The 23,905-nt window shown below is 65.2% G+C and carries 21 protein-coding genes; 8 read left to right on the plus strand and 13 right to left on the minus strand.

Annotated features, from left to right (window positions below):
* Positions 1-84 precede the first annotated feature (84 nt).
* The gene (gene purU / locus ACR9WD_RS15420; RefSeq protein ID WP_038992954.1) at positions 85-957 is read right to left on the minus strand and encodes a formyltetrahydrofolate deformylase; all 873 of its coding nucleotides are present in this window, start codon (positions 955-957) and stop codon (positions 85-87) included.
* 438 nt (positions 958-1,395) lie between these two features.
* On the opposite strand from purU, the gene ACR9WD_RS15425 reads away from it, so the two are divergent.
* Entirely contained in the window at positions 1,396-2,064 is a 669-nt protein-coding gene (locus ACR9WD_RS15425) for a GntR family transcriptional regulator (RefSeq protein WP_190264186.1), read from the plus strand.
* Positions 2,065-2,091: 27 nt separating this feature from the next.
* Here the strand turns inward: ACR9WD_RS15425 and ACR9WD_RS15430 are convergent, their stop codons facing one another.
* From ACR9WD_RS15430 to ACR9WD_RS15440, 3 genes are all read right to left on the minus strand, one after another.
* Positions 2,092-3,981 carry a BCCT family transporter gene (locus tag ACR9WD_RS15430; protein WP_190264187.1) on the minus strand — a complete coding sequence of 630 codons (1,890 nt, stop codon included), beginning with the start codon at positions 3,979-3,981 and terminating at the stop codon, positions 2,092-2,094.
* Positions 3,982-4,182: 201 nt separating this feature from the next.
* Positions 4,183-5,397 (minus strand): formaldehyde dehydrogenase, glutathione-independent, encoded by a 1,215-nt coding sequence (gene fdhA, locus ACR9WD_RS15435; protein WP_190264188.1) that lies wholly within the window; start codon positions 5,395-5,397, stop codon positions 4,183-4,185.
* 130 nt (positions 5,398-5,527) lie between these two features.
* Entirely contained in the window at positions 5,528-6,466 is a 939-nt protein-coding gene (locus ACR9WD_RS15440) for a LysR family transcriptional regulator (RefSeq protein ID WP_190264189.1), read from the minus strand.
* Between the two features lie 152 nt (positions 6,467-6,618).
* Here ACR9WD_RS15440 and ACR9WD_RS15445 point away from each other — a divergent pair, with 152 nt between their 5' ends.
* The 3 genes from ACR9WD_RS15445 to ACR9WD_RS15455 are packed head-to-tail and all read left to right on the plus strand — an operon-like array spanning position 6,619 to position 11,885.
* A complete protein-coding gene (locus ACR9WD_RS15445; RefSeq protein WP_190264190.1) occupies positions 6,619-7,923 on the plus strand; it encodes an aromatic ring-hydroxylating oxygenase subunit alpha in 1,305 nt (434 codons plus the stop codon).
* Complete coding sequence (locus tag ACR9WD_RS15450) at positions 7,920-9,311, plus strand: flavin reductase family protein (RefSeq protein WP_121867570.1); 1,392 nt, start codon at positions 7,920-7,922, stop codon at positions 9,309-9,311. The genes ACR9WD_RS15445 and ACR9WD_RS15450 overlap by 4 nt, the downstream gene beginning before the upstream one ends.
* A 54-nt stretch (positions 9,312-9,365) precedes the next feature.
* Positions 9,366-11,885 (plus strand): GcvT family protein, encoded by a 2,520-nt coding sequence (locus ACR9WD_RS15455; protein WP_434922395.1) that lies wholly within the window; start codon positions 9,366-9,368, stop codon positions 11,883-11,885.
* Between the two features lie 89 nt (positions 11,886-11,974).
* Here the strand turns inward: ACR9WD_RS15455 and ACR9WD_RS15460 are convergent, their stop codons facing one another.
* On the minus strand, positions 11,975-12,577 hold the full coding sequence (locus tag ACR9WD_RS15460; protein WP_223308823.1) for a MarR family winged helix-turn-helix transcriptional regulator: 603 nt from the start codon (positions 12,575-12,577) through the stop codon (positions 11,975-11,977).
* A gap of 96 nt (positions 12,578-12,673) precedes the next feature.
* Between ACR9WD_RS15460 and ACR9WD_RS15465 the strand changes: the two genes are divergently transcribed.
* Together ACR9WD_RS15465 and ACR9WD_RS15470 are read left to right on the plus strand one after the other, a co-directional pair.
* Positions 12,674-13,123, plus strand: coding sequence for a hypothetical protein (locus tag ACR9WD_RS15465; protein ID WP_190264192.1), 450 nt, complete (start codon positions 12,674-12,676; stop codon positions 13,121-13,123).
* A 213-nt stretch (positions 13,124-13,336) separates the two neighbouring features.
* Entirely contained in the window at positions 13,337-13,702 is a 366-nt protein-coding gene (locus ACR9WD_RS15470) for a hypothetical protein (RefSeq protein ID WP_149597493.1), read from the plus strand.
* A gap of 299 nt (positions 13,703-14,001) precedes the next feature.
* Here the strand turns inward: ACR9WD_RS15470 and ACR9WD_RS15475 are convergent, their stop codons facing one another.
* Complete coding sequence (locus ACR9WD_RS15475; protein ID WP_073707047.1) at positions 14,002-14,889, minus strand: bifunctional 5,10-methylenetetrahydrofolate dehydrogenase/5,10-methenyltetrahydrofolate cyclohydrolase; 888 nt, start codon at positions 14,887-14,889, stop codon at positions 14,002-14,004.
* Entirely contained in the window at positions 14,886-15,509 is a 624-nt protein-coding gene (locus tag ACR9WD_RS15480; protein WP_073707048.1) for a cyclodeaminase/cyclohydrolase family protein, read from the minus strand. Before ACR9WD_RS15480 ends, ACR9WD_RS15475 begins: the two co-directional genes overlap by 4 nt.
* Positions 15,510-15,828: 319 nt before the next feature.
* Here ACR9WD_RS15480 and ACR9WD_RS15485 point away from each other — a divergent pair, with 319 nt between their 5' ends.
* Together ACR9WD_RS15485 and ACR9WD_RS15490 are read left to right on the plus strand one after the other, a co-directional pair.
* Positions 15,829-16,263: a MarR family winged helix-turn-helix transcriptional regulator gene (locus ACR9WD_RS15485; RefSeq protein WP_149597496.1), complete on the plus strand. Its 435-nt coding sequence runs from the start codon at positions 15,829-15,831 to the stop codon at positions 16,261-16,263.
* A complete protein-coding gene (locus ACR9WD_RS15490) occupies positions 16,260-17,657 on the plus strand; it encodes an MFS transporter (protein WP_038992940.1) in 1,398 nt (465 codons plus the stop codon). Before ACR9WD_RS15485 ends, ACR9WD_RS15490 begins: the two co-directional genes overlap by 4 nt.
* A gap of 71 nt (positions 17,658-17,728) precedes the next feature.
* Here ACR9WD_RS15490 and ACR9WD_RS15495 read toward each other — a convergent pair whose 3' ends face one another.
* From ACR9WD_RS15495 to ACR9WD_RS15520, 6 genes are all read right to left on the minus strand, one after another.
* On the minus strand, positions 17,729-18,025 hold the full coding sequence (locus tag ACR9WD_RS15495; RefSeq protein ID WP_149597497.1) for an antibiotic biosynthesis monooxygenase family protein: 297 nt from the start codon (positions 18,023-18,025) through the stop codon (positions 17,729-17,731).
* 103 nt (positions 18,026-18,128) lie between these two features.
* Entirely contained in the window at positions 18,129-18,659 is a 531-nt protein-coding gene (locus tag ACR9WD_RS15500) for an ASCH domain-containing protein (RefSeq protein WP_190264193.1), read from the minus strand.
* Positions 18,660-18,763: 104 nt separating this feature from the next.
* Positions 18,764-19,078: a hypothetical protein gene (locus ACR9WD_RS15505; protein WP_073707052.1), complete on the minus strand. Its 315-nt coding sequence runs from the start codon at positions 19,076-19,078 to the stop codon at positions 18,764-18,766.
* A 254-nt stretch (positions 19,079-19,332) separates the two neighbouring features.
* On the minus strand, positions 19,333-20,715 hold the full coding sequence (gene allB, locus ACR9WD_RS15510; protein WP_190264194.1) for an allantoinase AllB: 1,383 nt from the start codon (positions 20,713-20,715) through the stop codon (positions 19,333-19,335).
* A 151-nt stretch (positions 20,716-20,866) separates the two neighbouring features.
* Positions 20,867-22,660, minus strand: coding sequence for a glyoxylate carboligase (gene gcl / locus ACR9WD_RS15515; protein WP_190265245.1), 1,794 nt, complete (start codon positions 22,658-22,660; stop codon positions 20,867-20,869).
* Positions 22,661-22,977: 317 nt separating this feature from the next.
* Positions 22,978-23,889, minus strand: coding sequence for a 2-hydroxy-3-oxopropionate reductase (locus ACR9WD_RS15520; protein ID WP_073707054.1), 912 nt, complete (start codon positions 23,887-23,889; stop codon positions 22,978-22,980).
* Positions 23,890-23,905: the final 16 nt, after the last annotated feature.

Consider the following 23,905-nt stretch of genomic DNA (forward strand, 5'->3'; position numbering starts at 1 on the left):
CTGCCGGCCACAAGAAGACTTCCTGGCACAGAAAGCCAGCCACGTCGCGATGGCAACGTGGCTGGCTTCCAGGAATTGCCGCCGCTAGCGCAGCACGACGGTGCGCGAACCGCTGAGGAAGACCCGGTCCTCGCAGTGCCAGCGCACCGCGTCGGACAGCGCCTTGCACTCGGTGTCGCGGCCGGCGGCCACCAGATGCTCGGGCTCGAAGCTGTGGTCCACTTCCTGGACCCGCTGGGTGATGATCGGGCCCTCGTCCAGCTCGGAATTCACGTAGTGCGCGGTGGCGCCCACGGTCTTCACGCCGCGCTCGAACGCCTGGTGGTAGGGCTTGGCGCCCTTGAAGGAGGGCAGGAATGAGTGGTGGATGTTGATGGCCCGGCCGGTGAGCTTGCGACTGAGGTCATCGGAGAGCACCTGCATGTAGCGGGCGAGGACCACCAGATCCACCTCGAAGCGCTCCACCAGGTCCATCAGCTTGGACTCGGCCTCGGGCTTCGTCTCCGCGGTGACCGGAATATGGAAGAACGGGATCCCGTTCCACTCGACCTGCTGGCGGTGATCGGGGTGGTTGGAGACAACTGCCGCGATCTCCACCGGCAGCTCCCCCATCCGGGCGCGGAACAGCAAGTCGTGAAGGCAGTGGCCGAACTTGGAGACCATCACCACCACGCGCTTCTTCTGGCCCGTCGGGCGCAGCCCCCAGGTAGCCTCGTGCTCTTCGGCAAGCTGGCCGAGGCTCGCTTCGAGCTCCGCGACCTCCGCGGCAATTTCCTTCGACTCGGCGACTTCGAACTCGATGCGCATGAACAGCGTTCCCGAACGCTGGTCATCATGCTGCTTCAGCTCCCGGATATCGCCGTGGTGCTTGAGCAGCAGACCGGTGACCGCATGCACGATGCCCGGGCGCTCGGCGCAGGTGAGGGTCAGGACGTATTTGTTGTTCGGTTCGGTCATCATGCCGCTCCTTGGTTTCGCCGAGATGGCTATAGCTTCGCCATGGCTCGTGTGGTTTTCAGATGAAAGGAATACGGTCGCGCAATGCGCCCGCTTGCCCGCGTTGCCCCGCGGAATCCGGGCCGCCAGGCCAGGGGTTTTCCTGCCGGGTATCCGCGCCTTGCACTGTCCTTCAAAGTGGATGCTGGCATGCCCGGCATCCCTTGGACAATCTCTGATATATCAGTTGCTGATCACAATACTATGTGTGCCCCAGCACAGCGTCAATGACTTTTCCTGCCGTATTTCCGCAGGGTTCCAAACAGGTTTTCAGTTCTGTTGCCGACCGGCGGGGCACGGCGTATTAGGCGCATTTGCGCGGGAAAAGCGCCCAATTCGGAGCCGGGGCGATACTCTTTGTGTGTCGGCAAATGATTTTTGAGCAATGAAGAGAGCGATATGCCAAGGCCCACAGGATTGACCAGCACCGCCGCGGAGCAAGGCTCGATGGCCGATCGCGCCTACAACGCCCTGCGCGACCGGCTGGTGCTGCTGGAAATTCCGCCGACCCATCCGATCCACGAGCCGCAGCTGGCTGAGGAGCTCGGCGTAGGGCGCACCCCGATGCGCGAAGCCCTCAAGCGCTTGGAAACCGACCACCTGGTCGTGTCCTATCCGCGTCGCGGCACCTTCGCCACGGCAGTGGATTTCCACGAGCTGAACTACATCTCCGAGATGCGCCAGGTGCTCGAGCCGCTGGCCGCACGCAATGCGGCGGCCAACAATGACCCGCAGATCCGCGAGGAGCTGGCCGGCTACCTGCAGCAGATCGATGCCTTGGACCCTGCGCTGGACCAGCGTTCGCTGCTGCTGCTCGATGTGCACATCCACCGGCTCATCTACAAGGCCGCGGCCAACAAGCACCTGGAGGAAACCCTGGTGCGCCTGGATAACCTGGTGACCCGGATCTGGTGCCTGGTCATCGACCAGATGCCGCCCATCGCCGAGCACATTTCCGAGCATTCAGCCCTGTTGCGCGCCATCCTCGACGGGGACGCTGAGCTGGCCTCGCGGCTGGTCTCCGAGCATGTGGCCCACTTCGAGCAGGCACTGCGCCGCGCCCCGTAGCCGCAGCTCCGGGACGCGGCAGTCACGCTAGCGTCCGGCACCCTCGGGTTCCAGATCCGCATCGGGGTGCTGGCGGGCTTCGCGCACCTCGGCCTGTTGCCCATCGTCCGCCGGCTCATCCGCAGGTGCTTCCGGCTCTTCTGCTTCGGCTTCCGGCGCCGAGGCTGCGACAATCGAGTTCTCCCTGGTCATCAAACAGAACTGCTCGCCCTCGTGGCGGTCGATGCCGTCATCCACTGCCTGCTCCAGCACCTCCATGGCCACCTTGCCGCGCAGCACCAGCGGGTCGCGGCTCAGGTCCTTCCACAGCGCCACGCAGAGCAGCAGCATCACCAGCACGAATGGCAGCGCCGAGACGATCGTGATGTTCTTCAGCCCGTTCAATGCTTCCGCCGGATGGTCCCCGCCGGCCAGCAGCATCACCGCCGCCACCGCGCCCACCGAAACGCCCCAGAAGACCACCGATTTCTTCGACGGGTCCTCGGCGCCGCGCTCGCTGAGCGCGCCCATCACGATCGATGCCGAGTCCGCCCCGGTAACGAAGAAGATGGCAATCAGCACCACGGTCAGCCCCATCAGCGCAATGGAGAACCATTCGGGGAACGGCAGCGCGCCGAGCAGCTCGAAGAGCACCGAGTCGAAGTCGATGTCAGGTGCCCCGTCCACCATCCTGGCCAGCGCCTGGCCCATGTCCCCGTTGCGCTCGGCCCGCTCCTGCAGGCCGATGGCGCCGCCGCCGAAGATCGCGAACCAGATCAGCGTGACGGTGGAAGGAACCAGCAGCACGCCGGTGACGAACTGGCGGATGCTGCGCCCGCGCGAGATCCGCGCGATGAACAGGCCCACGAACGGGGTCCAGGAAACCCACCATGCCCAGTAGAAGATCGTCCAGGAAGACAGCCAGGCGGCCATGTCCCCGTCGCCGGAGGCAGCGGTCCGCGATGCCATTTCCGGCAGGTCTGCAATGAAGGAGCCCACCGCATTGGGGATCACGTTCAGGATGAACAGCGTCGGACCGCCAATGAACACCACCAGGGCCAGGATCACCGCAAGCACCATGTTGATATTCGACAGCCACTGGATGCCGCGCTCGATTCCGGACACAGCCGAGGCCACGAACATGGCGGTGAGCACCGCAATGATCAGCACCAGGATCCCCGAACCCACCGAGGGCAGCAGCCCGACGGACTGGATCCCGCCGCCGATCTGCAGCGCACCGAGGCCCAGCGAGCAGGCCGAACCGAAGAGCGTGGCCAGGATGGCAAGGATGTTGATCGTCTTCCCGCCCCAGCCGTGCACCACCTTTTCGCCGAAGATCGAGCTGAACATCGAGGAGAACAGCTGCGGGCGGCCCAGCCGGAAGCTGCTGTAGGCCATGCCCAGCCCGACAATCGCGTACATCGCCCAGGGGAACAGCGTCCAGTGGAACATCGTGGTGCCCATGGCGGTGCCCACCGCTGCCGAGGTCTGCCCGCCCACGGTTTCCGGCGGCGGGGACATGTAGAAGTACAGCGGCTCGCCCACCCCGTAGAAGACCAGCCCGATGCCCATGCCGGTGGCAAACATCATCGAGATCCAGGAGACGGTGCTGAACTGCGGTTTCTCCCCGTCCTTGCCCAGCGGAATGCGTCCGAAGCTCTTGGCCGCGACCACCAGCACGAAGACGGTGAACACCGTCGCGGCGATCACGAAGACCCAGCCGGTATTCGTGATGACCCAGTCCAAGGCCTTTCCTGCCGCGGAGCCCAGTCCGGCGGGCGAGGCGAAGCCCCAGACGATGAAGGCCAGTGCGAGGACTCCGGCGATGCCGAAGACCCAGTAGTCGGTGCCGGAAGCTAGATACCTTCGAGGGCGGCGCCGGCGAGCCGAGTGCAGCTCGCTGACCAGATCGTTCACGGGTTGCTCAGTGCGTTTCATGTGGATTTCCTTCAATCAAGGCAAGAGGAGGCACGCAGACAACGGCATGCGGGCGCGCCGAATCAGCCGGGGTCCCGGGCGTTGCTCGTTAATGGCGCCGGGGCCGGCGAGAGGACCTGGCTCAAGGCCAAGGCCGGTAGGCCGCCAGGCGGGCCGGGAACGGTTCCCGGCCGGCCTGGCGGGCAGCGGTCCAGCTGCCGGTCAGGCGCTGATCAGGCCGTGCGGGTCGAGCACGAACTTCTGCGCGGCGCCCTCGTCGAAGGCCGCGTAGCCCTGCGGGGCCTGGTCCAATCCGATGGCCGTGGCGTTGACGTTCCTGGCAATCGAGACCTTGTCCGCCAGGATCGCCTGCATCAGCGCGCGGTGGTATTTCATCACCGGGCACTGGCCCGTGACGAAGGTGTGGGACTTGGCGAAGCCCAGGCCGAAGCGCATGGACAGCGAGCCGACCTTCGCCGCCTCGTCGGTGGCGCCCGGATCCCCGGTGACGTAGAGTCCCGGGATGCCCAGGCTGCCGCCGGCACGGGTGATTTCCATCAGCGAATTGAGCACCGTGGCAGGCTGCTCCTTCCCGGCATCATGCCCGTGGCCGCGGGCCTCGAAGCCCACCGCGTCGATGCCGCAGTCCACCTCGGGCACGCCCAGGATCTGCTCGATCTGCCCGGCAGGATCGCCAAGCGAGACATCCACGGTTTCGCAGCCGAAGCTGCGCGCCTGGGCCAGCCGGTCGGCGTTCAAATCCCCGACGATCACCGTGGCAGCCCCCAGCAGCTGGGCCGAGGTGGCGGCGGCCAGGCCCACCGGCCCGGCACCGGCGACGTACACCGTGGAGCCGACGGTGACCCCGGCGCCGATCGCCCCGTGGTAGCCGGTGGGGAAGATGTCCGAGAGCATCGCCAGATCCAGGATCTTCTCCATGGCCTGGTCGCGGTCCGGGAATTTCAGTGCGTTCCAGTCCGCGTAGGGCACCAGCACGTACTCCGCTTGGCCGCCCACCCAGCCGCCCATGTCCACGTAGCCGTAGGCCGAGCCCGGGCGGTCGGGATTCACGTTCAGGCAGATGCCGGTCTGCCCGGTCTTGCAGTTGCGGCAGCGGCCGCAGGAGATGTTGAAGGGCACCGAGACGACATCGCCCACCTTGAGGAACTCCACGTCGCGGCCCACTTCCACCACTTCGCCGGTGATCTCGTGGCCGAGGACCAGGCCCTCCGGGGCGGTGGTTCGGCCGCGGACCATGTGCTGGTCCGAGCCGCAGATGTTGGTGGCGATGGTGCGCAGGATGACCCCGTGGTGCACCTGCCGCCCGACGTTCGCCGGGTGCACCCCGGGACCGTCCTTCAATTCGAATTCGGGGTACGGGGTGTCGATCAATTCGACCTTGCCGGCTCCGGCATAGCTCACTGCCAAGTTGCCCATGGCGCACTTCTCCCTTGAAATATCAGTTGGATACCAAATTGGATGTGCCCAAGTCTGCGCATGGAGCGTGATCCATGTCAATAGCCCGGTTCGAAATCCCTCCCCCTCCGGCAGGCTTTTGCGGCGCCCGCTACCCGTCCAATTCCTCGGCAGAACGCTGGGAAATGATGCGTTCGGCGGTGCGCTGCAAAATTTCCAGCGATTCCTCGATCAGCGGCGAACCGCGGCTGCCCTTGCGGGTCACCGCGACGATGCGCCGCGAGGGCTTGGCCGCACCTGAAATCCGCCGGCGCACCACGTTCTCCGCATCGCCCAGGGTCGCCAGGCGCGGCAGCAGCCCCACGCCCAGGCCCGCGCCGATGAACGCGATCATGGTTTCCCACTCCACCGCCTCGTGGGCGATGTGCGGGGTGACCCCCAGCGAGGTGAAGGCCGCGACGAACAGTGCCCGGTAGACCGACTGCCCGGATTCGGAGATCCACGGGTCATCGGCCAGATCCTCCAGGGCCACGGACTTGCGCTGTGCCAGCCGGTGCGACGCGGGCAGCACCACATCCAGCGGGTCATCGAGCAGCACGGTCTGCTCGAAGCGGTCCTTGGCACCGCCGCCGCCCGGGGCCTGGCTGGCCACGATCACCGCAAGGTCGATGCGCTCGGCCAGCAGCAGATCCAGGCAGCGCTGAGGCTGCGCCTCGATCAGCTGGACCTCCACCTCCGGCCGGGTGGAGCGCAGGGTCGCGGCCAGCGGGGCAAGCAGCTGCGCGGCCGCGGTGGAGAATCCGCCGAGGCCGAAATGCGCCTGCAGCTGGCCCGACGCGGACCGCGCCGAGGCGGCCAGCAGCTCCCACTGCGTCACAATCGAGTCGATTCCGGCAACGAGCTGCTGGCCGGCAGAGGTCAGCCGCACCCCTCGCCCCTCCTTGGCGATCAGCTTGATGCCCAGCGAGCGCTGCAGTTCGCGCAGCTGGGCGGAGACGGCAGAGGGCGAATATCCGGTCAGTTCCGCGGTGCGGGCCACGGAGCCCGTGGAGGAGAAAACCCGCAGGGTGGAGAAGCGTGGGTCGATCATGCACTAATTGTGCACGGTTTGATCCAATTTCTTGCGCTTTTCTTGCAGGGGGTTTCTTCCTAGTCTCGACTCATGAGGTGGCTCGCCGCACAAGTTCACCGAAAATCCACATCCCGAGGACGCCTGGCGCGTCTTGCCCCTAGGAGTACCAGATGACCGCTTCGGCCAGCGCGCCGCACACCACGCGCGGAAAACTTGCTTCATCGATGAGCCACGAGCGGCTCGCCGAGATCACCGAGCTCTTCGCGAACCGGCGCAAGGGCTATTCGCTTGAAGCCCCGCTGTACACCGACCGCGCGATCTTCGACGTCGAGATGCAGGCCATCTTCGGAACCCACTGGCTTTTCGCCGCGAGCATCGCCGAAATCCCGGAGCCGGGGGACTACGTGACCCTGGACTACGGCCCGCACTCGCTGATCGTGCTGCGCACCGACGACGGCGGGGTCAACGTGCTGCACAACGTCTGCCGGCACCGCGGCGCCCGCGTGCTGACCGCCGCCTCGGGCAGCACCGGCAACCTGGTCTGCGGCTACCACTCATGGACCTACTCCCCCGAGGGGGACCTGATCCACGCCTCGGCCCCGGGCGAAGGCGACTTCGACAAGAACTGCTTCGCGCTCAAGCGCGCCCACGGACGGATCCACGCCGGGCTCGTCTTCGTGTCCCTGGCCCAGGAGCCGCCGGCGGATTTCGACGAGGTCACCGGAATCTTCGAGCCCTATCTCGCGCCGCACGATATCTCCCGCACCAAGGTCGCCTATCAGCAGGACATCATCGAGGAAGGCAACTGGAAGCTGGTGATGGAGAACAACCGCGAGTGCTACCACTGCGATGGGCACCCGGAGCTGGCCTGTTCGCTGTTCCCCACCTGGGGCTTGAGCGATGAGACCGTCCCGCCGCATCTGGAAGAGGTCTGGGCGCGCAACCAGAAGGCCCAGGCGGATCTGGAGGAACGCTGCCGCCGCTATGGCTTGCCCTACGAGGTCGTCGAGCAGCTGGACACCCGTGTGGCGGGCATCCGCATTTCCCGCGAGTCGCTGGACGGCGACGGCGAATCCTTCTCCGCCGACGGGCACCGCCTGTCCAAGAAGCTGCTCGGCGAGCTGCGCGACTTCCGGCTGGGCCGCTGCTCCATGCACCTGCAGCCCAACAGCTGGTTCCACTTCCAATCCGACCACGTGATCACCTTCGCCGCCTACCCGATCAACGAGCACCAGACCCTGGTGCGCACCACCTGGCTGGTGGCCGATGACGCGGTGGAAGGCGACGACTACGACCTGGAGCAGCTGACCCACACCTGGAAGCAGACCAACCTGCAGGACAAGGCGTTTGTGGAGCTGTGCCAGAAGGGCGCGGCCAGCCGCGCCTACCAGCCAGGCCCGTACATGAAGAGCGAATACCAGGTGGAGGCGTTCATCAACTGGTACACCCAGCGCGTGCTGGAGCACCTGGCATGAGCACTGGCACCACGCAGGCCGGCACCGCTGCCGCGCAGCGCATCCGCGGGATGGAAATGCCGTGGAACCGCGTGCTCAGCTCGCAGGAAGGCCCGGCGAGCGCCGCCCGCGCCCTGGGCCCGTGGCATCCGCAGGAATTCCTCGCCGAATGCGTGCAGACCATCGAGGAGGCCGGCGGGCTGATGACCTTCGTCTTCCGCCGCCTCGATGGCGCCCCGCTGGCGTTCCGCGCCGGGCAATACCTGAACATCGCCTTCCCGGTGCACGGCGAGGATGCGGAAATGGTGGACCGCAGCTATTCGATCTCCAGCGCTCCGACCGTGCCGTGGACCTTCAGCATCGGGATCAAGCGCGACCCGAAGGGTCTGGTGTCCCGGTGGGCGCATGAGAACCTGCGCCCGGGCATGGTGCTGGACATGCTCGGCCCGGTCGGGGCATTCCATTTGGGGGATTCCGATCGCCGCGCCCGCTACCTGTTCCTTTCCGCCGGCGCCGGGATCACCCCGATCATGTCGATGGTGCGCACCATCCACTCGTTGCCCGGCCAGGCCGATGTGGTGGTGCTCTGCCACGGAACGGTGCCCGGGGACTTCGCCTTCTGGCCCGAGCTGGAATACATCGCGCAGGTCGATTCGCGCATCCAGGTCTACTATTCGCTGGGCGACCGCGAGAAGCCGGCGGACTGGGAAGGCTTCTCCGGGAGACTGACCGCACAGATGATCGAGGCGGTGGCCCCCGATGCCAACGGACGGAAGGTCTTTGCCTGCGGGCCGGAGGGCTACCTGAATTCCGCCACCGAATTGCTGCGGCAGGTTGGCGTGGACGACACCTCGGTATTCATGGAGTTCTTCTCCGGGGACCGCAAGACGCTGCTGGAATACCAGCAGGAGATTTCGCTGGCCGAGGGCATCGCCGAGGAGGTGGCCGAATCGGTGGAAGAGTTCTACGAAAGCCAGCCTCCGGAACTTGCCATCTACGAACCGGACTACGACGAGACCGGCACCATCGAGGCTACCGGCCAGCCGCTGGTCGCCGTCGATTCCGCCGCGCCGCTGGCCCCGGAGCCTGCGCCGGACACCGGTTCCCCGGCCGCCGATGCCAGTTCCTTCCCCACCGTGGGCACCGGCGAGCTGACCATGACCTTCCTGCGCTCCGCGCTCAATGTCCGGATCAGCTCCGAAGAGCGGATCCTGGGCGTCGCGCAGCGGGCAGGGGTGCGCATCGGCGCCAACTGCCAGGAAGGCATGTGCGGCTCCTGCAAGGTTGTCAAGCTCGACGGCGACGTGGAGATGAACCACCAGGGCGGCATCCGCGCCCGTGAAATCGAGGCAGGCAAGTTCCTGCCCTGCTGTTCCACCGCCGTCTCGGATCTGGTCATCGACGCCTAGCCGCCACGCACCCTTCCGCCCCACCACACCACACGCCTTTAAAAGGAGTCCCCCATGTCCCGTCTTTCCCCACGGATCATCATCATCGGCGCCGGCATCGTCGGCGCCAACCTGGCCGATGAGCTCGCGGCCCTGGGCCACGCCAATACCCTGGTCATCGAGCAGGGGCCGCTGGGCCTTCCCGGCGGCTCCACCTCGCACGCCCCGGGCCTGGTCTTCTCGTCCAACCCGTCCAAGTCCATGACCGAATTCGCGCAGTACACCATCAAGAAGCTGACCAGCTTGGTCGGTGCCGACGGGCGCGGCTGTTTCCTCCCGGTGGGCGGACTGGAAATCGCCACCACCGATGAGCGCCTGGCCGACCTGCACCGCCGCGCCGGATGGAACCGCTCCTATGGCGTTCAGGCCGAAGTCATCGACGCGGCCGACTGCTTGGCGAAGTTCCCGATGCTCAACCCTCAGAAGGTCCTGGGCGGGCTGTTCACCCCGGGCGACGGGCTCGCGCTGGCGGCCAAGGGCACCGCGCTGGTGATGGAACGCGCCAAGGCCGCCGGTGTTGAATTCCGCGACCGCACCATCGTCACCGGCATCGAGCAATCCGGCGGCAAGGTCACCGCGGTGCTCTGCGGCGACGAGCGCTTCGAGGCCGATATCGTGGTTTCCTGCGCCGGCTTCTGGGGTCCGAAGATCGGCGAGATGGTTGGCACGCCGATCCCGCTGCTGCCGCTGGCCCACCAGTTCGTCTGGAGCACCCCGGTGCCATCGCTGGCCGGCGTCAACGAGCTGCCGGCCGGCGCCAGCCACCCGATCCTGCGCTACCAGGACCGCGACCTCTACTACCGCGAGTGGGGAGACCGCATCGGCATCGGCTCCTACGCCCACCGCCCGATGCCGGTGGACCTGGATACCCTGCCGGCCTACCGGCCAGAGGACATCACCCACGAGCGCATGCCCTCCTCGCTGGACTTCACACCTGAGGACTTCGCCGCCGAGTGGGAGGCCAGCCAGGAACTGCTGCCGGATCTGCGCAGCACCGAGATCCAGCGCGGCTTCAACGGCATCTTCTCCTTTACCCCGGATGGCGGCTCGCTGGTGGGCCAGTCCCGCGAGGTCGACGGCTTCTTCGTGGCCGAAGCCGTGTGGGTTACCCACGCCCCGGGCATCGCCAAGGCCGTGGCCGAGCTGATCGCCACCGGCACCTCCACGACGGACCTGGGCGACTGCGACCTGAACCGATTCGAGGACGTCCAGACGACCAGGGAATACGTCAGCGAGACCTCGCAGCAGAACTTCGTGGAAATCTACGACGTCCGCCACCCGCTGGAACCGCGCACCACGCCGCGCGCCGTGCGCACCTCCCCGTTCTACTCCCGCCAGCAGGAACTGGGCGCATTCTTCCTGGAAGGCACCGGCTGGGAGCGCCCGCATTGGTACGAAGCCAATGCGGCGCTGCTCGACGAAATGCCTGCCGAATGGGCCGGACCGGAACGCGATGCCTGGTCGGCCAAGTTCCATTCGCCGATCGCCGCGGCGGAAGCCTGGAAGACCCGCACCGCGGTGGCCATGTTCGACATGACCCCGCTCAAGCGCGTGGAGGTCACCGGCCCCGGGGCCGGCGAACTGCTCCAGGGCTTGACCACTGCCAACATGCTGCGTGCCCCGGGCATGGTCAGCTACACCCTGCTGCTGGATGCCGCCGGCGGCATTACCAGCGACATCACCGTGGCCCGGCTCTCCGACGAGGTCTACCAGGCCGGCATCAACTCGAATGTGGATGTCGCCTACCTGAACCGCGAGGCGAAGAAGTTCAATGCCGCCAACCCGGGCAAGTGGGCAGCGGTGCGCGATATCACCGCCGGCACTTCCTGCATCGGCTTGTGGGGCCCGCTGGCATCCGAGGTCATGGCCAAGGTGTCGGCGGATGACATGAGCAATGAGGGCCTGAAGTACTTCCGCACCAAGCAGATCTCCATCGCCGGCATTCCGGTTACCGCGATGCGCCTGTCCTATGTCGGCGAGTTCGGCTGGGAGCTCTACGCGTCAGCGGATGTCAGCGCCAAGCTCTGGGACGTGCTCTTCGAGGCCGGGCAGGAGCACGGCATCATCGCCGGCGGCCGCGCGGCGTTCAACTCCATGCGCTTGGAGAAGGGCTTCCGCTCCTTCGGCACCGATATGACCAGCGAGCACGAACCCGAGCAGGCCGGACTGGGCTTTGCGGTCAAGGCCGCCAAGACCGCAGACTTCGTAGGCAAGGCCGCCCTGGCCGAACGCGCCGCGACGGCCACCAAGCGCCTGCGCTGCCTGACCGTTGACGACGGCACCTCCGTGGTGCTGGGCAAGGAGCCGGTCTACGAGGACGGCAAGGCCGCCGGCTACGTCACCAGCGCCGCCTACGGCTACACGGTGCGCAAGCCGATTGCCTACGCCTGGCTGCCGAGCACGGTGCAGACCGGGGACGCGGTGGCGATCGAGTACTTCGGCCAGCTCATCGCCGCCACCGTGGTTGATGATCCGCTGTACGATCCGCAGATGGAACGGCTGCGCGGCCTGTCGCTGGCCACCGCAGCCAACTAGCGCCACATTGCTGCCCGCACCGGCCGGGCACCGCTCAATCGAGCGGTGCCCGGCCGTTTGCCATCTGGCGCCCAGCGCTCGCCACGGCCTCAGCGCCCGCTCGCGTCCGTCGCCTGCCGCCCCACGCGCTGCGTCTCCTCGGGCTCGACGCTGCTGATGATGGCCTCCAAGAACTTCGCCACGGCAATCCGCTCCTCTGCCGTCAGGGCGCTCACCGCCTCCAGCATTTTCCCGTGCATGTCCTGCAGCGTTGCCCTGACCTGCGCATCGCTGTATTCCGTCGGAACGATGCCCACCGACCTGCGATCGGAGGGATGCGCTACGCGCGCGGCGTACCCGCCGCGGCATAATCGGTCGATCAACGCCGAGACCGACGCGTGGGAGATTCCCAGTTCGTCAGCGACGTCTCGTTGCCGAGGCACCACTCCCCTTCGATGGGCGCCGAGCAGGAAACGCAAGGCCGACAGGTCGGTTTCATTCATCCCCATGGACCCGCGGGTTTCCGCGCGCATTTTTCGCTCGGCCTGGCCATACCTGCGCAGCAATTCCAACAGGTGAACAGCTTCAGGTGCCGGTTTGCCTTCGCCGTACCAGTAGCCGGTTGGCTTATCCATGCCCATGGATTCCCTTTCGCCGGACGCGGCAGTAGTTCTCGCTGGCTCCATTGGCCTTTCGTCGCTGCTGTGGATCATTTCGTTTGCCTGAATCGCAGAAAAACATGTAGCCTGTCTAATAGTTAGCTTGTCTAAATATATTCTACTACGAAACACCTCAAAGCAGCGGAGCAGATGATGAAAGATCCCTTGGCAGTTCCCTCCGATGCACGTCCGGTTCACCACCCGGCATGGGATAACCGGACAAGGCAGGTCGCCGACCTGGCAACCCGCCAATGCCGCCAGAAGGATGCCATCCACTCGGCAGCCTGCAGCATTTCCGGATCCCCTGGCGAGCTCATCGTGAATCTCGCTTGCACCGCAACGGCCGAAGCGCAGGTCCCGATGATGATGCTCTACGTCAATGACACGCTGCTTCCGCAAATGGAGAAGTCGCTCGGCGTGCAGTTCGAGACACAGAACCTCCAATTCTCCGTTGCCGGCAAGGAAACTCCGGCAGCCCTGCCCGGGCAACCGGATGGCTCCCCGGGCGCCATGAATTGGCTGAAGCAGCCATCTGCCGATCCGGCCGCTGCGGCCGATGCCGGCCCACAGGGCGCCGGCACGGATCTGGCACTGATCTAGCCAGCCACCGCCAGCCACGGGATCCGCTTCTTGGGGGACGGATCCCTGCGAACTTCATTGTCTTCGTGTCCAACGCAAGAAAGGGAAGTACCTGAAATGGCCGGTAGGATTGCCAGAACTGAAACGGCTCTCAGAGTTGCGGATTTCATCGCGACGCGCGAGGGCAAAGCGCACCTGTCACAGTATGGGTGGGCTCCCGGAATGCCCATCGTGATGACTCGAGCCACGGAATCGGTGAATGACGCGATGGGAATGGTCTCGATCCATTCACGCGCCGCCCTGGTGGCAATGCTCGACCCGGTGACCGGGCAACTGCGGATGCTCCATGTGACCACCCCGCAGGCGGCTCTCAAAAAGGTCGGAGCCACCCCGCCGGGGCGCACCATGGGCGACCTGTTCGAGCAGCTGGCATCGGCGCTGATCATCGAATTGCGCGTCAAGTTCTGGAAGCATACTGCCGTGGCGCACCTGGTCCCGCCGTGCGCCGCCATGATGCATGGACATGATTCCCGGGGCAGTTGCTTCCCACGGGTCAAGCAGCCGCCTGCAACCAGCGTCCAAGCGGTCGCGCTCCCCTGACCGGGCAAGTCTGCTGATCATCTGGCCGCCGCTACCGGAGAAGGGAGCCGCGGCCAGATCGTTCTAGCATGGGCCTTCAACACAGCAAGCACGAGAAAGCCGCCGCATCGTCGACACTCCTATCGATGATGCGGCGGCGGCACCGGTGCATCCAGCCGGCGGCAGATCCCAGTTCTTGTTCCCCGCCGGCATGCACCGTGCCCGTGAATCGCTTCGCCATGGCAATTGCGGTTCCGCCATCCCGGCCCCCGCTGCACGCTGGCTTGCCTGCCGCGGATCCCGGAACGCCGGCCAGCCAGCTACCAGCGTCCGGCCATGTGCGCTCCTTTCGCCGGGTCCAGTTGCAAGCTGGCCTCCGCGGCCTGCGCAGCATGAAGCACCAGCAATGCCGTGGTGACCGTGCCGACTCCGCCGGGGACCGGGCTGAGGGCCCGCACCAGTGGGCGCACCGAGGCCGCATGGACGTCTCCCACCAGCTTGCCTTCGGCATTGACATTGGTTCCGACATCGATCACCACGGAAGTTTCCCCGGCCTCGTTGGCAGTGAGCAGGTTCGCCTTGCCCACGGCCATCACGATCACCGAGGCGGACTTGGTGATTCGTGCCAGATCGGCGGTCTTGGAGTGGCAGATGCTCACCGTGGCATCACGGCGCAGCAACAGCTGGGCCAGCGGCTTGCCCACTACCGCGGAGCGCCCTACCACTGCGACATGCTGCCCGGACAGCGGAATCCGGTAGTGCTCCAGGATCTCGATGACCGAGCGCGCGGTAGCCGGGGCAAATGCCGGCTGCCCAACACTGAGCCGTCCCAGGCTTAACGGGTTCGCCCCGTCGATATCCTTGGCCGGATCGATCAGCGCCACCAGCGCCGCCGCATCCACCGCTGGCGGCAAGGGGGTCTGCAAGATGATGCCGTGCACCGAGGCATCCTCGTTCAATGCGGTGATCGTTTCGGCCAGCTGCTGGTGCGTTGCACCGGCCAGGTCCACCACCTGGCATTCCACCCCCAATTGCGCGGCGGCACGCTCGATGGAGCGCACATACCAGGCGGTGGCCTCGTTGCCGGTGGCCACCACGACCGCGACACGGACGGTGACCCCCGCACCGGCCAGACGCCCCACCAGTTCCGTGGTGCGCTGGCGGATCGCTTCGGCCACCGGCGCTCCGGACAGGTCCCATGCCGTCACGCGGCCACCGCCGTCCGGGCGCTGGCGCTGAGCTCTTCGGCGCGGGCGATTGCCTCGCTGGCCTGGTTGGCCAGCTGCACCAGCCGGTCCCGCTGGGCGATATCGTTGATGGCGCCAATGTTCATTTCCAAGGTGGCCAACGCGGTGGCCAGGGCCGCCCGCGCGGCTTCGGCAGCGGCGGCCACGTCGCTGATAACCGAGCGGTTGCCAATGGGCAGCAGCCGCTGGGCCAGCTTGGTCACCTCAATGGAGGCCTCGACGGTGGTCGCCAGTGGCTCTGCCGCGGCGATGGTGGCGTCTTGGATCGCCGCACTGCGCAGCGACTTCTGCTCTGCGTTGTCCTTGGGCAGCTTGTAGGCCGCGCCCAAGGCGCCGAACAGCCGTTCGTCCTCCTCGGCGGCGCTGAGCCCTTGGCGCATCATCGCCTTGGCCTGCCGGGCAATCTGCTGTGCTTGCTCCCGGACTGCTTCATACCGCGGCCCGGAGGTGAATTCGGCAACCATCGAGACCAGGGCCGCGGCCTGCGCCGCATGCAATCCTGCGGCCGCGCCTCCGCCCGGCGTCGGGGCGCCAGAGGCAAGCCGCTGAAGATAGCTGATGACGGTTTCGTTGGAGATCAATGGGATTTCCCCTCGCTCGGGACACGTGGCAGGTGGTCCCTGTACCGTTCGGCAGGATGTCGAGGCGCGCAGAAGCCAGGTCCGGGCCATCAAAAACCCTTGGTATCCGACTGGTATATCAGGTTATCTTGAAGCTTAGGGCACCTCCCGAACTCGGGTCAAGGATTTTTTGCCGCCCTGTTTTGCGACTACCCCATTCGCGCCACCCCTTCGTTAATGCGCAGGATCTGGAAGGCGTTTGCCCGAGCCCAGGACGCGGTACCCTATCTCACGAATAGTTTCACAAGACGCTTGTACAAGTTAATTGTATTCTGTACCTATGGAATTTGAGCAAGAGTCGTCAGACCTTCCAGAGCAGTTGTATGAAGCGTTGTCGCCGCTGCTGAGCCTGATACGCACAGCCCGGTCCATTTCCCCGGGCAAGCTGGGCATTTTGCACACCCTGGCCACCGAAGGCCGGGCAAGTGCCGCCCGGATGCGGCAGGCCATCGGGGTCAGCCAGCAAGCCATCTCGCTGACCACCAAGGAGTTGGAAGGCCTCGGGCTGATTGAGCGGCACCGGGATGAAGCCGACCGGCGCAAGCTCTGGTTCAAGCTCACCGATGCTGGCCGGCAAAAGCTGGAGCATGAAATCCAGCTGGGCCAGAGGGCGTTGATGCAAGCCATCGGCGAGAACCTGAGCGATGAAGAGATTTCCCTGATCCGTGCCGCCTTGCCTGCACTGAAGAAGATCAACACGGCGGTCCGCCCATGAATCGCACCGCAACCGCCCGAAATCCGCTGGTGCCGACGCTGGTCTTTGCCGCGCTCGCCACTGCCATCGTCTCCTCGCTGGGCATGCTGCTGGTCCCCTCGATTTCCCAGCGCTTCGACGTCGACGTTGCCACCGCCCAGTGGATGCTCACCGTGAATCTCCTGGCCGGCGCCGTGGCAACACCCATCATGGGACGACTCAGCGATGGACCGCATAAGAAGCGGCTGCTACTCGCTTCGCTTGCAACCATGTTCGTCGGCTCGGTCATGGCGGCGGCCGCGCCAACCTTCGGGGTATTTCTTGCCGGACGCGTGCTCCAGGGCCTGTCCTACGGCATTGTCCCTGTCACCATCGCCATTGCCCGGCGCTACGTGCCTCCCGAGCACGCGCAGAACACCATCTCTACCCTGTCGGTGACCGTTGCCTCCGGAATCGGCATCGGCTATCCGCTGACCGGCATCATCGCCGGCATTTTCGACTACTCCTTCGCCTTCTGGTTTGGTGCGGTATTCGTGCTGGCCACCATCTTCGTTGTATGGAAAGTCGTCCCCTCGGGCCCCGATGGCCGCGCAGAGCAGCACCCCTTCGACTTCGCCGGCTCCTGCTTGCTGGCGGTGGGGCTCGGTTCCCTGCTGCTGACCATATCCGAGGGACCCAAATGGGGTTGGGTCTCTGGGACCACCCTCGCACTGGCCGCTTTTTCAATCATCGTGCTGGCCCTTTGGGTACGGGTGGAAATCCGCCTGGACCACCCTTTGATCAACCTTCGCACACTGAAGCAGGGCGAAGTCCTCCTGGCCAATATCTCGGCCATCGCCCTGGGCGCGGCACTGTATATCGCCATGTCCGTCTCGTCACTGGTAGCCCAAGCGGATACCGCAACAGGATACGGGCTGAGCCTCCCGGTCTTCTGGGCAGGATTTGTGATCTTCCCGCTCTCGGTAGGCAGCTTGGCCGCCAACCGCACGGTTCGGGTATTGGCAAAGCGCGTTGGCATGCAGGTCATGCTTCCCATTGGGGCGATCATCATGGCAGCTGCTGGAACCATGCTCTGGCTGCTCCATGCGGAGCTCTGGGAGATCTTGCTGAGCATGCTGGTCTTCGGCATCGGCATGGGCGCAAGCTACGCGGCGATGCCGGCATTGATTGCCCGCAGCGTGGCGACCCAGGAACTGGGCAGCTCCGTAAGCTTCAACCAGGTGCTGCGTACCGTGGGCTCTTCCTTCGGCACGGCGATTTCCGCGGCAATCATCGCCACCCACCCGGGACTCAACGGCGAGGCCAGTCCCGAAAGCATCAACATGACTTTCCTGCTCGGTGCCCTGCTGTGCATCGGACTCGGCGTGGCACTGCTGGCCGATTCCGCACGGCGCCAGGAAAAGTGGAAAAGATAGTCGCCGATCCTGGAGGCAGAAAACGCCCCGATACCGCAATGGCATCGAGACGTTTCTGGATTCGGGAGTGCCTAAAGTTCTACGATCTCGAATTCCAGCAGTTCAGCGCCGGTGGCCACCGGCTTCTTGGCATCGTTGCCGGCATGCGCCGCATCCGCGCGCTGCGCGCGCCAGTTCTCGAAGTCCTCGCGGGTGGCCCACTGGGTGTACACGAAGTACTTGTCTCCACCGTTGACCGGACGCAGCAGCTTGAACCCCTCGAAGCCCGGCGAAGAATCCACCGAATGCTTGCGAGCGGCGAAACGCTTCTCCAGTTCCGGTCCGGCTTCGCCGGGAACCGATAGGGCATTGATGACGGCAATCGACATGTTCAACCTTTCGTGACCGGGTTTCGACGATAGGGAAACCCTCTGCTTCCACCCTACGCCTGCGCATTCTTCACCGCAGGCCGGCGTGACGAACTTGGTCCGGCTAGTCGGCATGCTCCATTGGCCAGCAAAGTTCAAAGCGTTCCAGGACCAGCTCTCCCCCGGGTTGGAGCGTGTCTTCAGGTTTCCAATCGACACCAATTGATTTTTGCGTACGGCGCCAGAATTTCTCATGTTCTGCGCGCCAGTATTCCAACGAGAGATCACCTTCGCCCTCAGCTGCGGCAAACTGGGCATCCACCTCGAAGAACGATGCGCGCTCGACGGACAGCACGCGCAAGATTGCTCGCGGCTGACCGTCGCCGTCGCAAACGATGCAGTGGTCTTCAGGCTGCGGGAGGCGTTCGTTGTAATAGGCGTAGTCGCTAGCCAGAGATGAAGTCGCCCGCTTGGTTCCGTGCAGCATTTCGTGTAGCAGCTCATCGGCAAGCGCAGGGTTATCCCCGAACGATTCGGCTACATGATGTGGCGCATCAGCCAGCGGAATCCCCTTGCTCCCCAGATACTCGGACCACATCTTCTCGGCGGCTTCAGCATTGACAGGAGGCAAGTCAGGAACGGAATTTTCTGCCATGCCTAGATCCTAACCGCGGACAGCATCCAGCGTGACGATGAACTGGCCGTCGCCAATCCCGCCGTTGGCTAACCACCGCGTTGCGGCAGGCCGGACCGCTGGCGTCATTTGCCATCCTCGAAACTGCGTTTCAAGGTTTCCGGCCGACGCAGATCCCCGAGGGTTGAGAGCACGTCCAGTCGCGGTGCCCGATGCTGATGCCCCTTGCTGCCAGGGCAAGTGAAACCAGCTGGCGGGGCAACTCCGATACGCTTGGCGTTCTTCAACTGGCGACGCCAGTGGACATAGGTCTTGATGCCGAAGGCCAGCAACACTGCCAAGACCACGAGGCCGAGGACTACCGACGCCTGGACAACCTCGCCCAAGGACAGGTCCTCGACTTCCTGGGTCAGCACCGATGCAACAGTAATCGTGTCCATACCCAATTCCTGTATCTAGAGTTGCGTCTGCTTCATCCCCACGTGGCTGCCAGTCTATGGGCTGCGTTGTTGGAATGGGCCAGGACACGGCAATCGATATGCGTTTGTTACGGACTTCCCGGACGCCCGGCAACCACGCGATGAATACGTGCCAAACACCGGTGTTGCGTCGCGCCTGATCGACTAGGAATTCCCCGCAAAAGAGGCTTCGGCATCCTGCCCTTTTGCAGGATGCCGAAGCCATTTCCCAGTGCCTAGTGCTCGCGGCGGATCAGCTGGCCGGATGGGGTCTGGAAGTCCACGTCATTGCCGGCAATGATCGAGCGGCGCACCACGCCGTGCAGGGTCTTGCCCTGGTACGGGGAGATCGGATTCTTGTGGTGAAGCTTCTGCACGTCCACCTCGAAGGTGTCCTCTGGAGCGAAGATCGCGAAGTCGGCGTCCTTGCCCTCCTCGATGCTGCCCTTGGCGCCCAGGCCGGCGAGCTTGGACGGGTTGACGCCCATCCACTGCACAACCTGTTCCAGCTTCAGTCCGCGCTGCTTCGCCTCGCTCCAGATCAGCGGCAGGCCCAGCTGCAGCGACGCCACGCCGCCCCAGGCGACACCGAAGTCGCCGTTCTCCACGTCCTTCAGATCGATGGTCGATGGCGAGTGGTCCGAAACGATGCAGTCGATAACGCCTTCCTCCAGGCCCTTCCAGAGCAGCTCGCGGTTGTCATTCTCGCGGATCGGCGGGCAGCACTTGAAAGCGGTGGCCCCGTCGGGGATGTCCTCCGACAGCAAGGTCAGGTAGTGCGGGCAGGTTTCCACGGTGAGCTTCACGCCCTCGGCTTTCGCCTCGCGAATCATTCCCAGCGCATCTGAGCTGGACAGGTGCAGCACGTGGGCGCGCACCCCGGTGGTGCGGGCACGTTCGATCACCTGGGCGATGGCGGTGTTCTCGGCATCGCGCGGGCGCGAATCCAGGAATCCGGCGTACTTGCCGCCTACCGGCTGCGGGGAGTTGTCGATGATCTCGGCGTCCTCGGCGTGCACGATCATCAGCGAGTCGAAGGAGGCCAGTTCGGCCATGTCCTCTTCCATCTCGTCAACGCTCAGGGACGGGAACTCGTCCACTCCCGAGTGCAGCAGGAAGCACTTGAAGCCGAAGACCCCTGCTTCGTGCAGCTCGCGCAGGTCCTTCTTGTTGCCCGGGATGGCGCCGCCCCAGAAGCCGACATTCACGTAGGCGTTCTTGCCAGCGGCCTCGCGCTTGATCTCCAGCGCTTCGAGGTTCACCGTGGGCGGGATGGAATTCAGCGGCATATCCACAATGGTGGTCACGCCACCGGCGGCCGCGGCCTTGGTGGCCGATTCGAAGCCTTCCCATTCGGTGCGCCCTGGCTCGTTCACGTGCACATGCGTATCAACGAGCCCGGGCAGCAGCACCTCGTCGGCGGCCACCTCGATCACGCGGGTACCGGACAGACCGGTGCCGTAGGGCTCAACGGCGACAATCTTCCCATCGCGCACGCCGATTTCGCGCGGCGCGATGTCCTGCCCGGCCAACACTTGCTGCCCGCGCAGCACCAGGTCAAAGGTAGTTCCGGTAGTGTCTTGGGTCGATGCGCGTCCGACAGCTTCGTTGATGCTCATGAGGCGTTCCTACTCGTTGATAGCTCAGGTTTCTTGGTGCTCGGCAGCTCTATGCCGAACCTGGATTGTTGTGGCGCGAGGCACACCCGAAATGGTGAACCGGTGCCTCGCGCCCAACGTTACGGGGTGCAGGTCAGCGACGACTTCCCTTTCAGGCACCCACAGCGGCCGAGGTTGCCAGCGGAACCAACGCGGTGGGCGCATCCGCGGCATCCAGGGCCAGGTCTTCGAATTCATTGACGGCATCCAGCTGCGCGCCCATGGCGATGTTGGTGACCTTTTCCAGGATCACTTCCACCACGACCGGCACCTGGTGCTCTTCGGCCAGCGCATTGGCCTGCGCGAATCCGGCAGCCAGCTGGCTTGGATCCTCGATGCGCACCGCCTTGCAGCCCAGGCCTTCGGCGACCTTCACGTGGTCCACGCCGTAGCCGTTGGTTTCCGGGGAGTTGATGTTATCGAAGCCCAGCGACACGTGGTAATCCATTTCGAAGGCGCGCTGCGACTGGCGGATCAGGCCCAGGTAGGAGTTGTTGACCACCACGTGCACGTACGGCAGCTTGAACTGCGCGCCGACGGCCAGTTCCTCGATCATGAACTGGAAGTCGTAGTCGCCGGAGAGGGCCACGACCTTCTCGCCCGGCTTGCCGCGCACCACGCCCAGGGCGGCCGGTCCGGTCCAGCCCAGCGGGCCGGCCTGGCCGGCGTTGATCCACTTGCGCGGGCCGTAGACGTGCAGCATCTGCGCGCCGGCGATCTGGCTCAAGCCGATGGTGGACACGTAGGTGGTGTCCTGGCCGAACGCGGCGTTCATCTCCTGGTACACGCGCTGCGGCTTGATCGGGATGTTGTCGAAGTTCGTCTTGCGGTGCCCGGTGGACTTGCGGGCGGTGGCCTCATCGGCCCACGCCGAGTAGTCCGGCAGGGTGCCGGCGGCCTTGCGCTCGCGCACCACTTCCAGGATGGCATCGATAGCGGCGCCGGCATCCGAGGTGATCCCCAGATCCGGGGAGAAGACACGGCCGATCTGCGTGGGCTCGATGTCCACGTGGATGAACTTGCGCCCGGCACGGTAGGTCTCCAGGTCGCCGGTGTGGCGGTTGGCCCAGCGGTTGCCCAGGCCCAGCACCACGTCGGATTCCAGGAAGGTCGCGTTGCCGTACTTGGTGTGGGTCTGGATGCCCACCATGCCCGACTGCAGTCGGTGGTCATCAGGGATGGCGCCCCAGCCCATCAGGGTCGGGGAGACCGGGATGTTCAGCTCTTCGGCCAGCTCGACCAGCTTGTCGCTCGCGTTGGCGTTGATCACTCCGCCGCCGGCGATGATGATCGGCTTCTTGCCGCCGAGCAGCAAATCCACCATTTTCTCGGCCTGGCCGCGTGTGGCTTGCGGCTTGGATGGCGCCAAGGGCTCGTAGGCGTCGATGTCGAAGTCGATCTCGGCCATCTGCACGTTGATCGGCAGGTCGATCAACGCCGGGCCGGGACGGCCCGAGCGCATGATCTGGAAGGCCTTGGCGAAGGTGCCCGGCACCAGGCCCGGCTCCAGGATGGTGGAGGCGTACTTGGTGACCGGCTTGGCGATGGACTCGATGTCCACTGCCTGGAAGTCCTCCTTGTGGAGCACGCTGGTGGGTGCCTGCCCGGTGATGCACAGCATCGGGATGCTGTCGGCGATCGCGGCGTACAGGCCGGTGATCATGTCGGTGCCGGCCGGGCCCGAGGTGCCCAGGCACAACCCGATCTTGCCGGTGGCCCGCGAGTAGCCGTCGGCCGCGTGGCTGGCGCCCTCGACGTGGCGGTGCAGGGTGTGGCGGATGCCGCCGTGGGCCTTCATGGCCGAGTACAGCGGGTTGATGGCGGCGCCGGGCAGGCCGAAGGCCTCGGTGGCGCCCTCCTTCTGCAGGATCTGTACGATGGCATCTACTGCGCGCATCTTTGGCATTTCAGTCACGTCCTTAGGAGCACCGGCAAGGGTGCAGGTGGGTTGCTTGGGAGAAAGCTTGGGAGAAAGATAAGGAAACCTGCGGCGGGGCGGAAGGTGCATGAGTCACCACAACGCCGTTTCCTTGAGCATCGGATGCCGGCAATGAGCTGGAACAAAGCCCATTGCGCGGCGGGCAGGGCCTGCGTTGGCAGCTTGCCGTGTCATCAAGCGGCCTGCATCGGCCGGGCCCGCAATTGCGCGGCCAGCATCCGAGGAAGCGGAGATACCTTGGCCTCCCCGCCGCAGGAAGTCAGTGTGCCCTGGGGTGGTATTCCCTAGGCAGGAACCGGGGCCTCGACCTTGCCGGCCAGGCGCTGCACTCCGCGGAAGAGCCCGGAGTGATCCAGTGCACCGTCACCGGAGGCGACGGTGGAGGTAACCAGCTGGGCCACCAGTGCACCCAGCGGAAGCACTACGCCGGCTTCGCGGGCGGCGGAGGTCACGATGCCCATGTCCTTGTTGTGCAGGGCCAGGCGGAAGCCCGGGGTGAATTCGCGGTCCAGGATCTTCTGGGCCTTCTGGTCAAGCACCTTGGAGCCGGCCAGGCCGCCGCCGAGGACCTTGACGGCAGCGTCGGTGTCCACGCCGTAGGCTTCGAGGAAGAGCACCGCTTCAGAAAGCGCCTGGATGTTGGCGGCGACGATCAGCTGGTTGGCAGCCTTGACCGTCTGCCCGGAGCCCGAAGGGCCCACCAGCACGATGGTCTTGCCCACTGCTTCCAGTACCGGCTTGGCGGCGTCGAAGTCCGCCTGCTCGCCGCCGACCATAATGGACAGCACGCCCTCGATGGCTCCTGCTTCGCCGCCGGAGACCGGGGCATCCAGCGGGCGCAGGCCTGCTTCGCGGGCCGCGTCCGAGAGCTGCACTGCGACGTCCGGGCGGATCGAGGAGTTGTCGATCCACAGGGCGCCGGGCTTCGCGTTGGCGAAGACGCCCTCCGCGCCGAGGGTGACGTCCTGGACATCCGGGGAGTCCGGGACCATGGTGATGATGACGTCGGCGTCGGCCACGGCCTGCGCGATCGATGCCGCCTTGGTTCCGCCGGCGGCAGCCAGCTCATTGCCGGCCTTGTCGCTGCGGTTGTAGCCGGTGACGTTGTAGCCCGCGTTGACCAAGTTCTTTGCCATCGGCAGGCCCATGATTCCCAGTCCGATGAATGCGATGTTCTGCGACATGTGATTCTCCAAAAAGTCTTTGCGAAAG

It is taken from the genome of Glutamicibacter sp. PAEs-4 (genome assembly GCF_051161755.1).
Taxonomy (GTDB): Bacteria; Actinomycetota; Actinomycetes; order Actinomycetales; family Micrococcaceae; genus Glutamicibacter; species Glutamicibacter nicotianae.

Excerpts from the sequence above, each read along its gene's own strand:
- purU (WP_038992954.1), bottom strand. The coding sequence starts at position 957 with ATGACCGAACCGAACAACAAATACGTCCTGACCCTCACCTGCGCCGAG.
- ACR9WD_RS15425 (WP_190264186.1), top strand. The coding sequence starts at position 1,396 with ATGCCAAGGCCCACAGGATTGACCAGCACCGCCGCGGAGCAAGGCTCG.
- ACR9WD_RS15430 (WP_190264187.1), bottom strand. The coding sequence starts at position 3,981 with ATGAAACGCACTGAGCAACCCGTGAACGATCTGGTCAGCGAGCTGCAC.
- fdhA (WP_190264188.1), bottom strand. The coding sequence starts at position 5,397 with ATGGGCAACTTGGCAGTGAGCTATGCCGGAGCCGGCAAGGTCGAATTG.
- ACR9WD_RS15440 (WP_190264189.1), bottom strand. The coding sequence starts at position 6,466 with ATGATCGACCCACGCTTCTCCACCCTGCGGGTTTTCTCCTCCACGGGC.
- ACR9WD_RS15445 (WP_190264190.1), top strand. The coding sequence starts at position 6,619 with ATGACCGCTTCGGCCAGCGCGCCGCACACCACGCGCGGAAAACTTGCT.
- ACR9WD_RS15450 (WP_121867570.1), top strand. The coding sequence starts at position 7,920 with ATGAGCACTGGCACCACGCAGGCCGGCACCGCTGCCGCGCAGCGCATC.
- ACR9WD_RS15455 (WP_434922395.1), top strand. The coding sequence starts at position 9,366 with ATGTCCCGTCTTTCCCCACGGATCATCATCATCGGCGCCGGCATCGTC.
- ACR9WD_RS15460 (WP_223308823.1), bottom strand. The coding sequence starts at position 12,577 with ATGATCCACAGCAGCGACGAAAGGCCAATGGAGCCAGCGAGAACTACT.
- ACR9WD_RS15465 (WP_190264192.1), top strand. The coding sequence starts at position 12,674 with ATGATGAAAGATCCCTTGGCAGTTCCCTCCGATGCACGTCCGGTTCAC.
- ACR9WD_RS15470 (WP_149597493.1), top strand. The coding sequence starts at position 13,337 with ATGACTCGAGCCACGGAATCGGTGAATGACGCGATGGGAATGGTCTCG.
- ACR9WD_RS15485 (WP_149597496.1), top strand. The coding sequence starts at position 15,829 with ATGGAATTTGAGCAAGAGTCGTCAGACCTTCCAGAGCAGTTGTATGAA.
- ACR9WD_RS15490 (WP_038992940.1), top strand. The coding sequence starts at position 16,260 with ATGAATCGCACCGCAACCGCCCGAAATCCGCTGGTGCCGACGCTGGTC.
- ACR9WD_RS15495 (WP_149597497.1), bottom strand. The coding sequence starts at position 18,025 with ATGTCGATTGCCGTCATCAATGCCCTATCGGTTCCCGGCGAAGCCGGA.
- ACR9WD_RS15500 (WP_190264193.1), bottom strand. The coding sequence starts at position 18,659 with ATGGCAGAAAATTCCGTTCCTGACTTGCCTCCTGTCAATGCTGAAGCC.
- ACR9WD_RS15505 (WP_073707052.1), bottom strand. The coding sequence starts at position 19,078 with ATGGACACGATTACTGTTGCATCGGTGCTGACCCAGGAAGTCGAGGAC.
- allB (WP_190264194.1), bottom strand. The coding sequence starts at position 20,715 with ATGAGCATCAACGAAGCTGTCGGACGCGCATCGACCCAAGACACTACC.
- gcl (WP_190265245.1), bottom strand. The coding sequence starts at position 22,660 with ATGCCAAAGATGCGCGCAGTAGATGCCATCGTACAGATCCTGCAGAAG.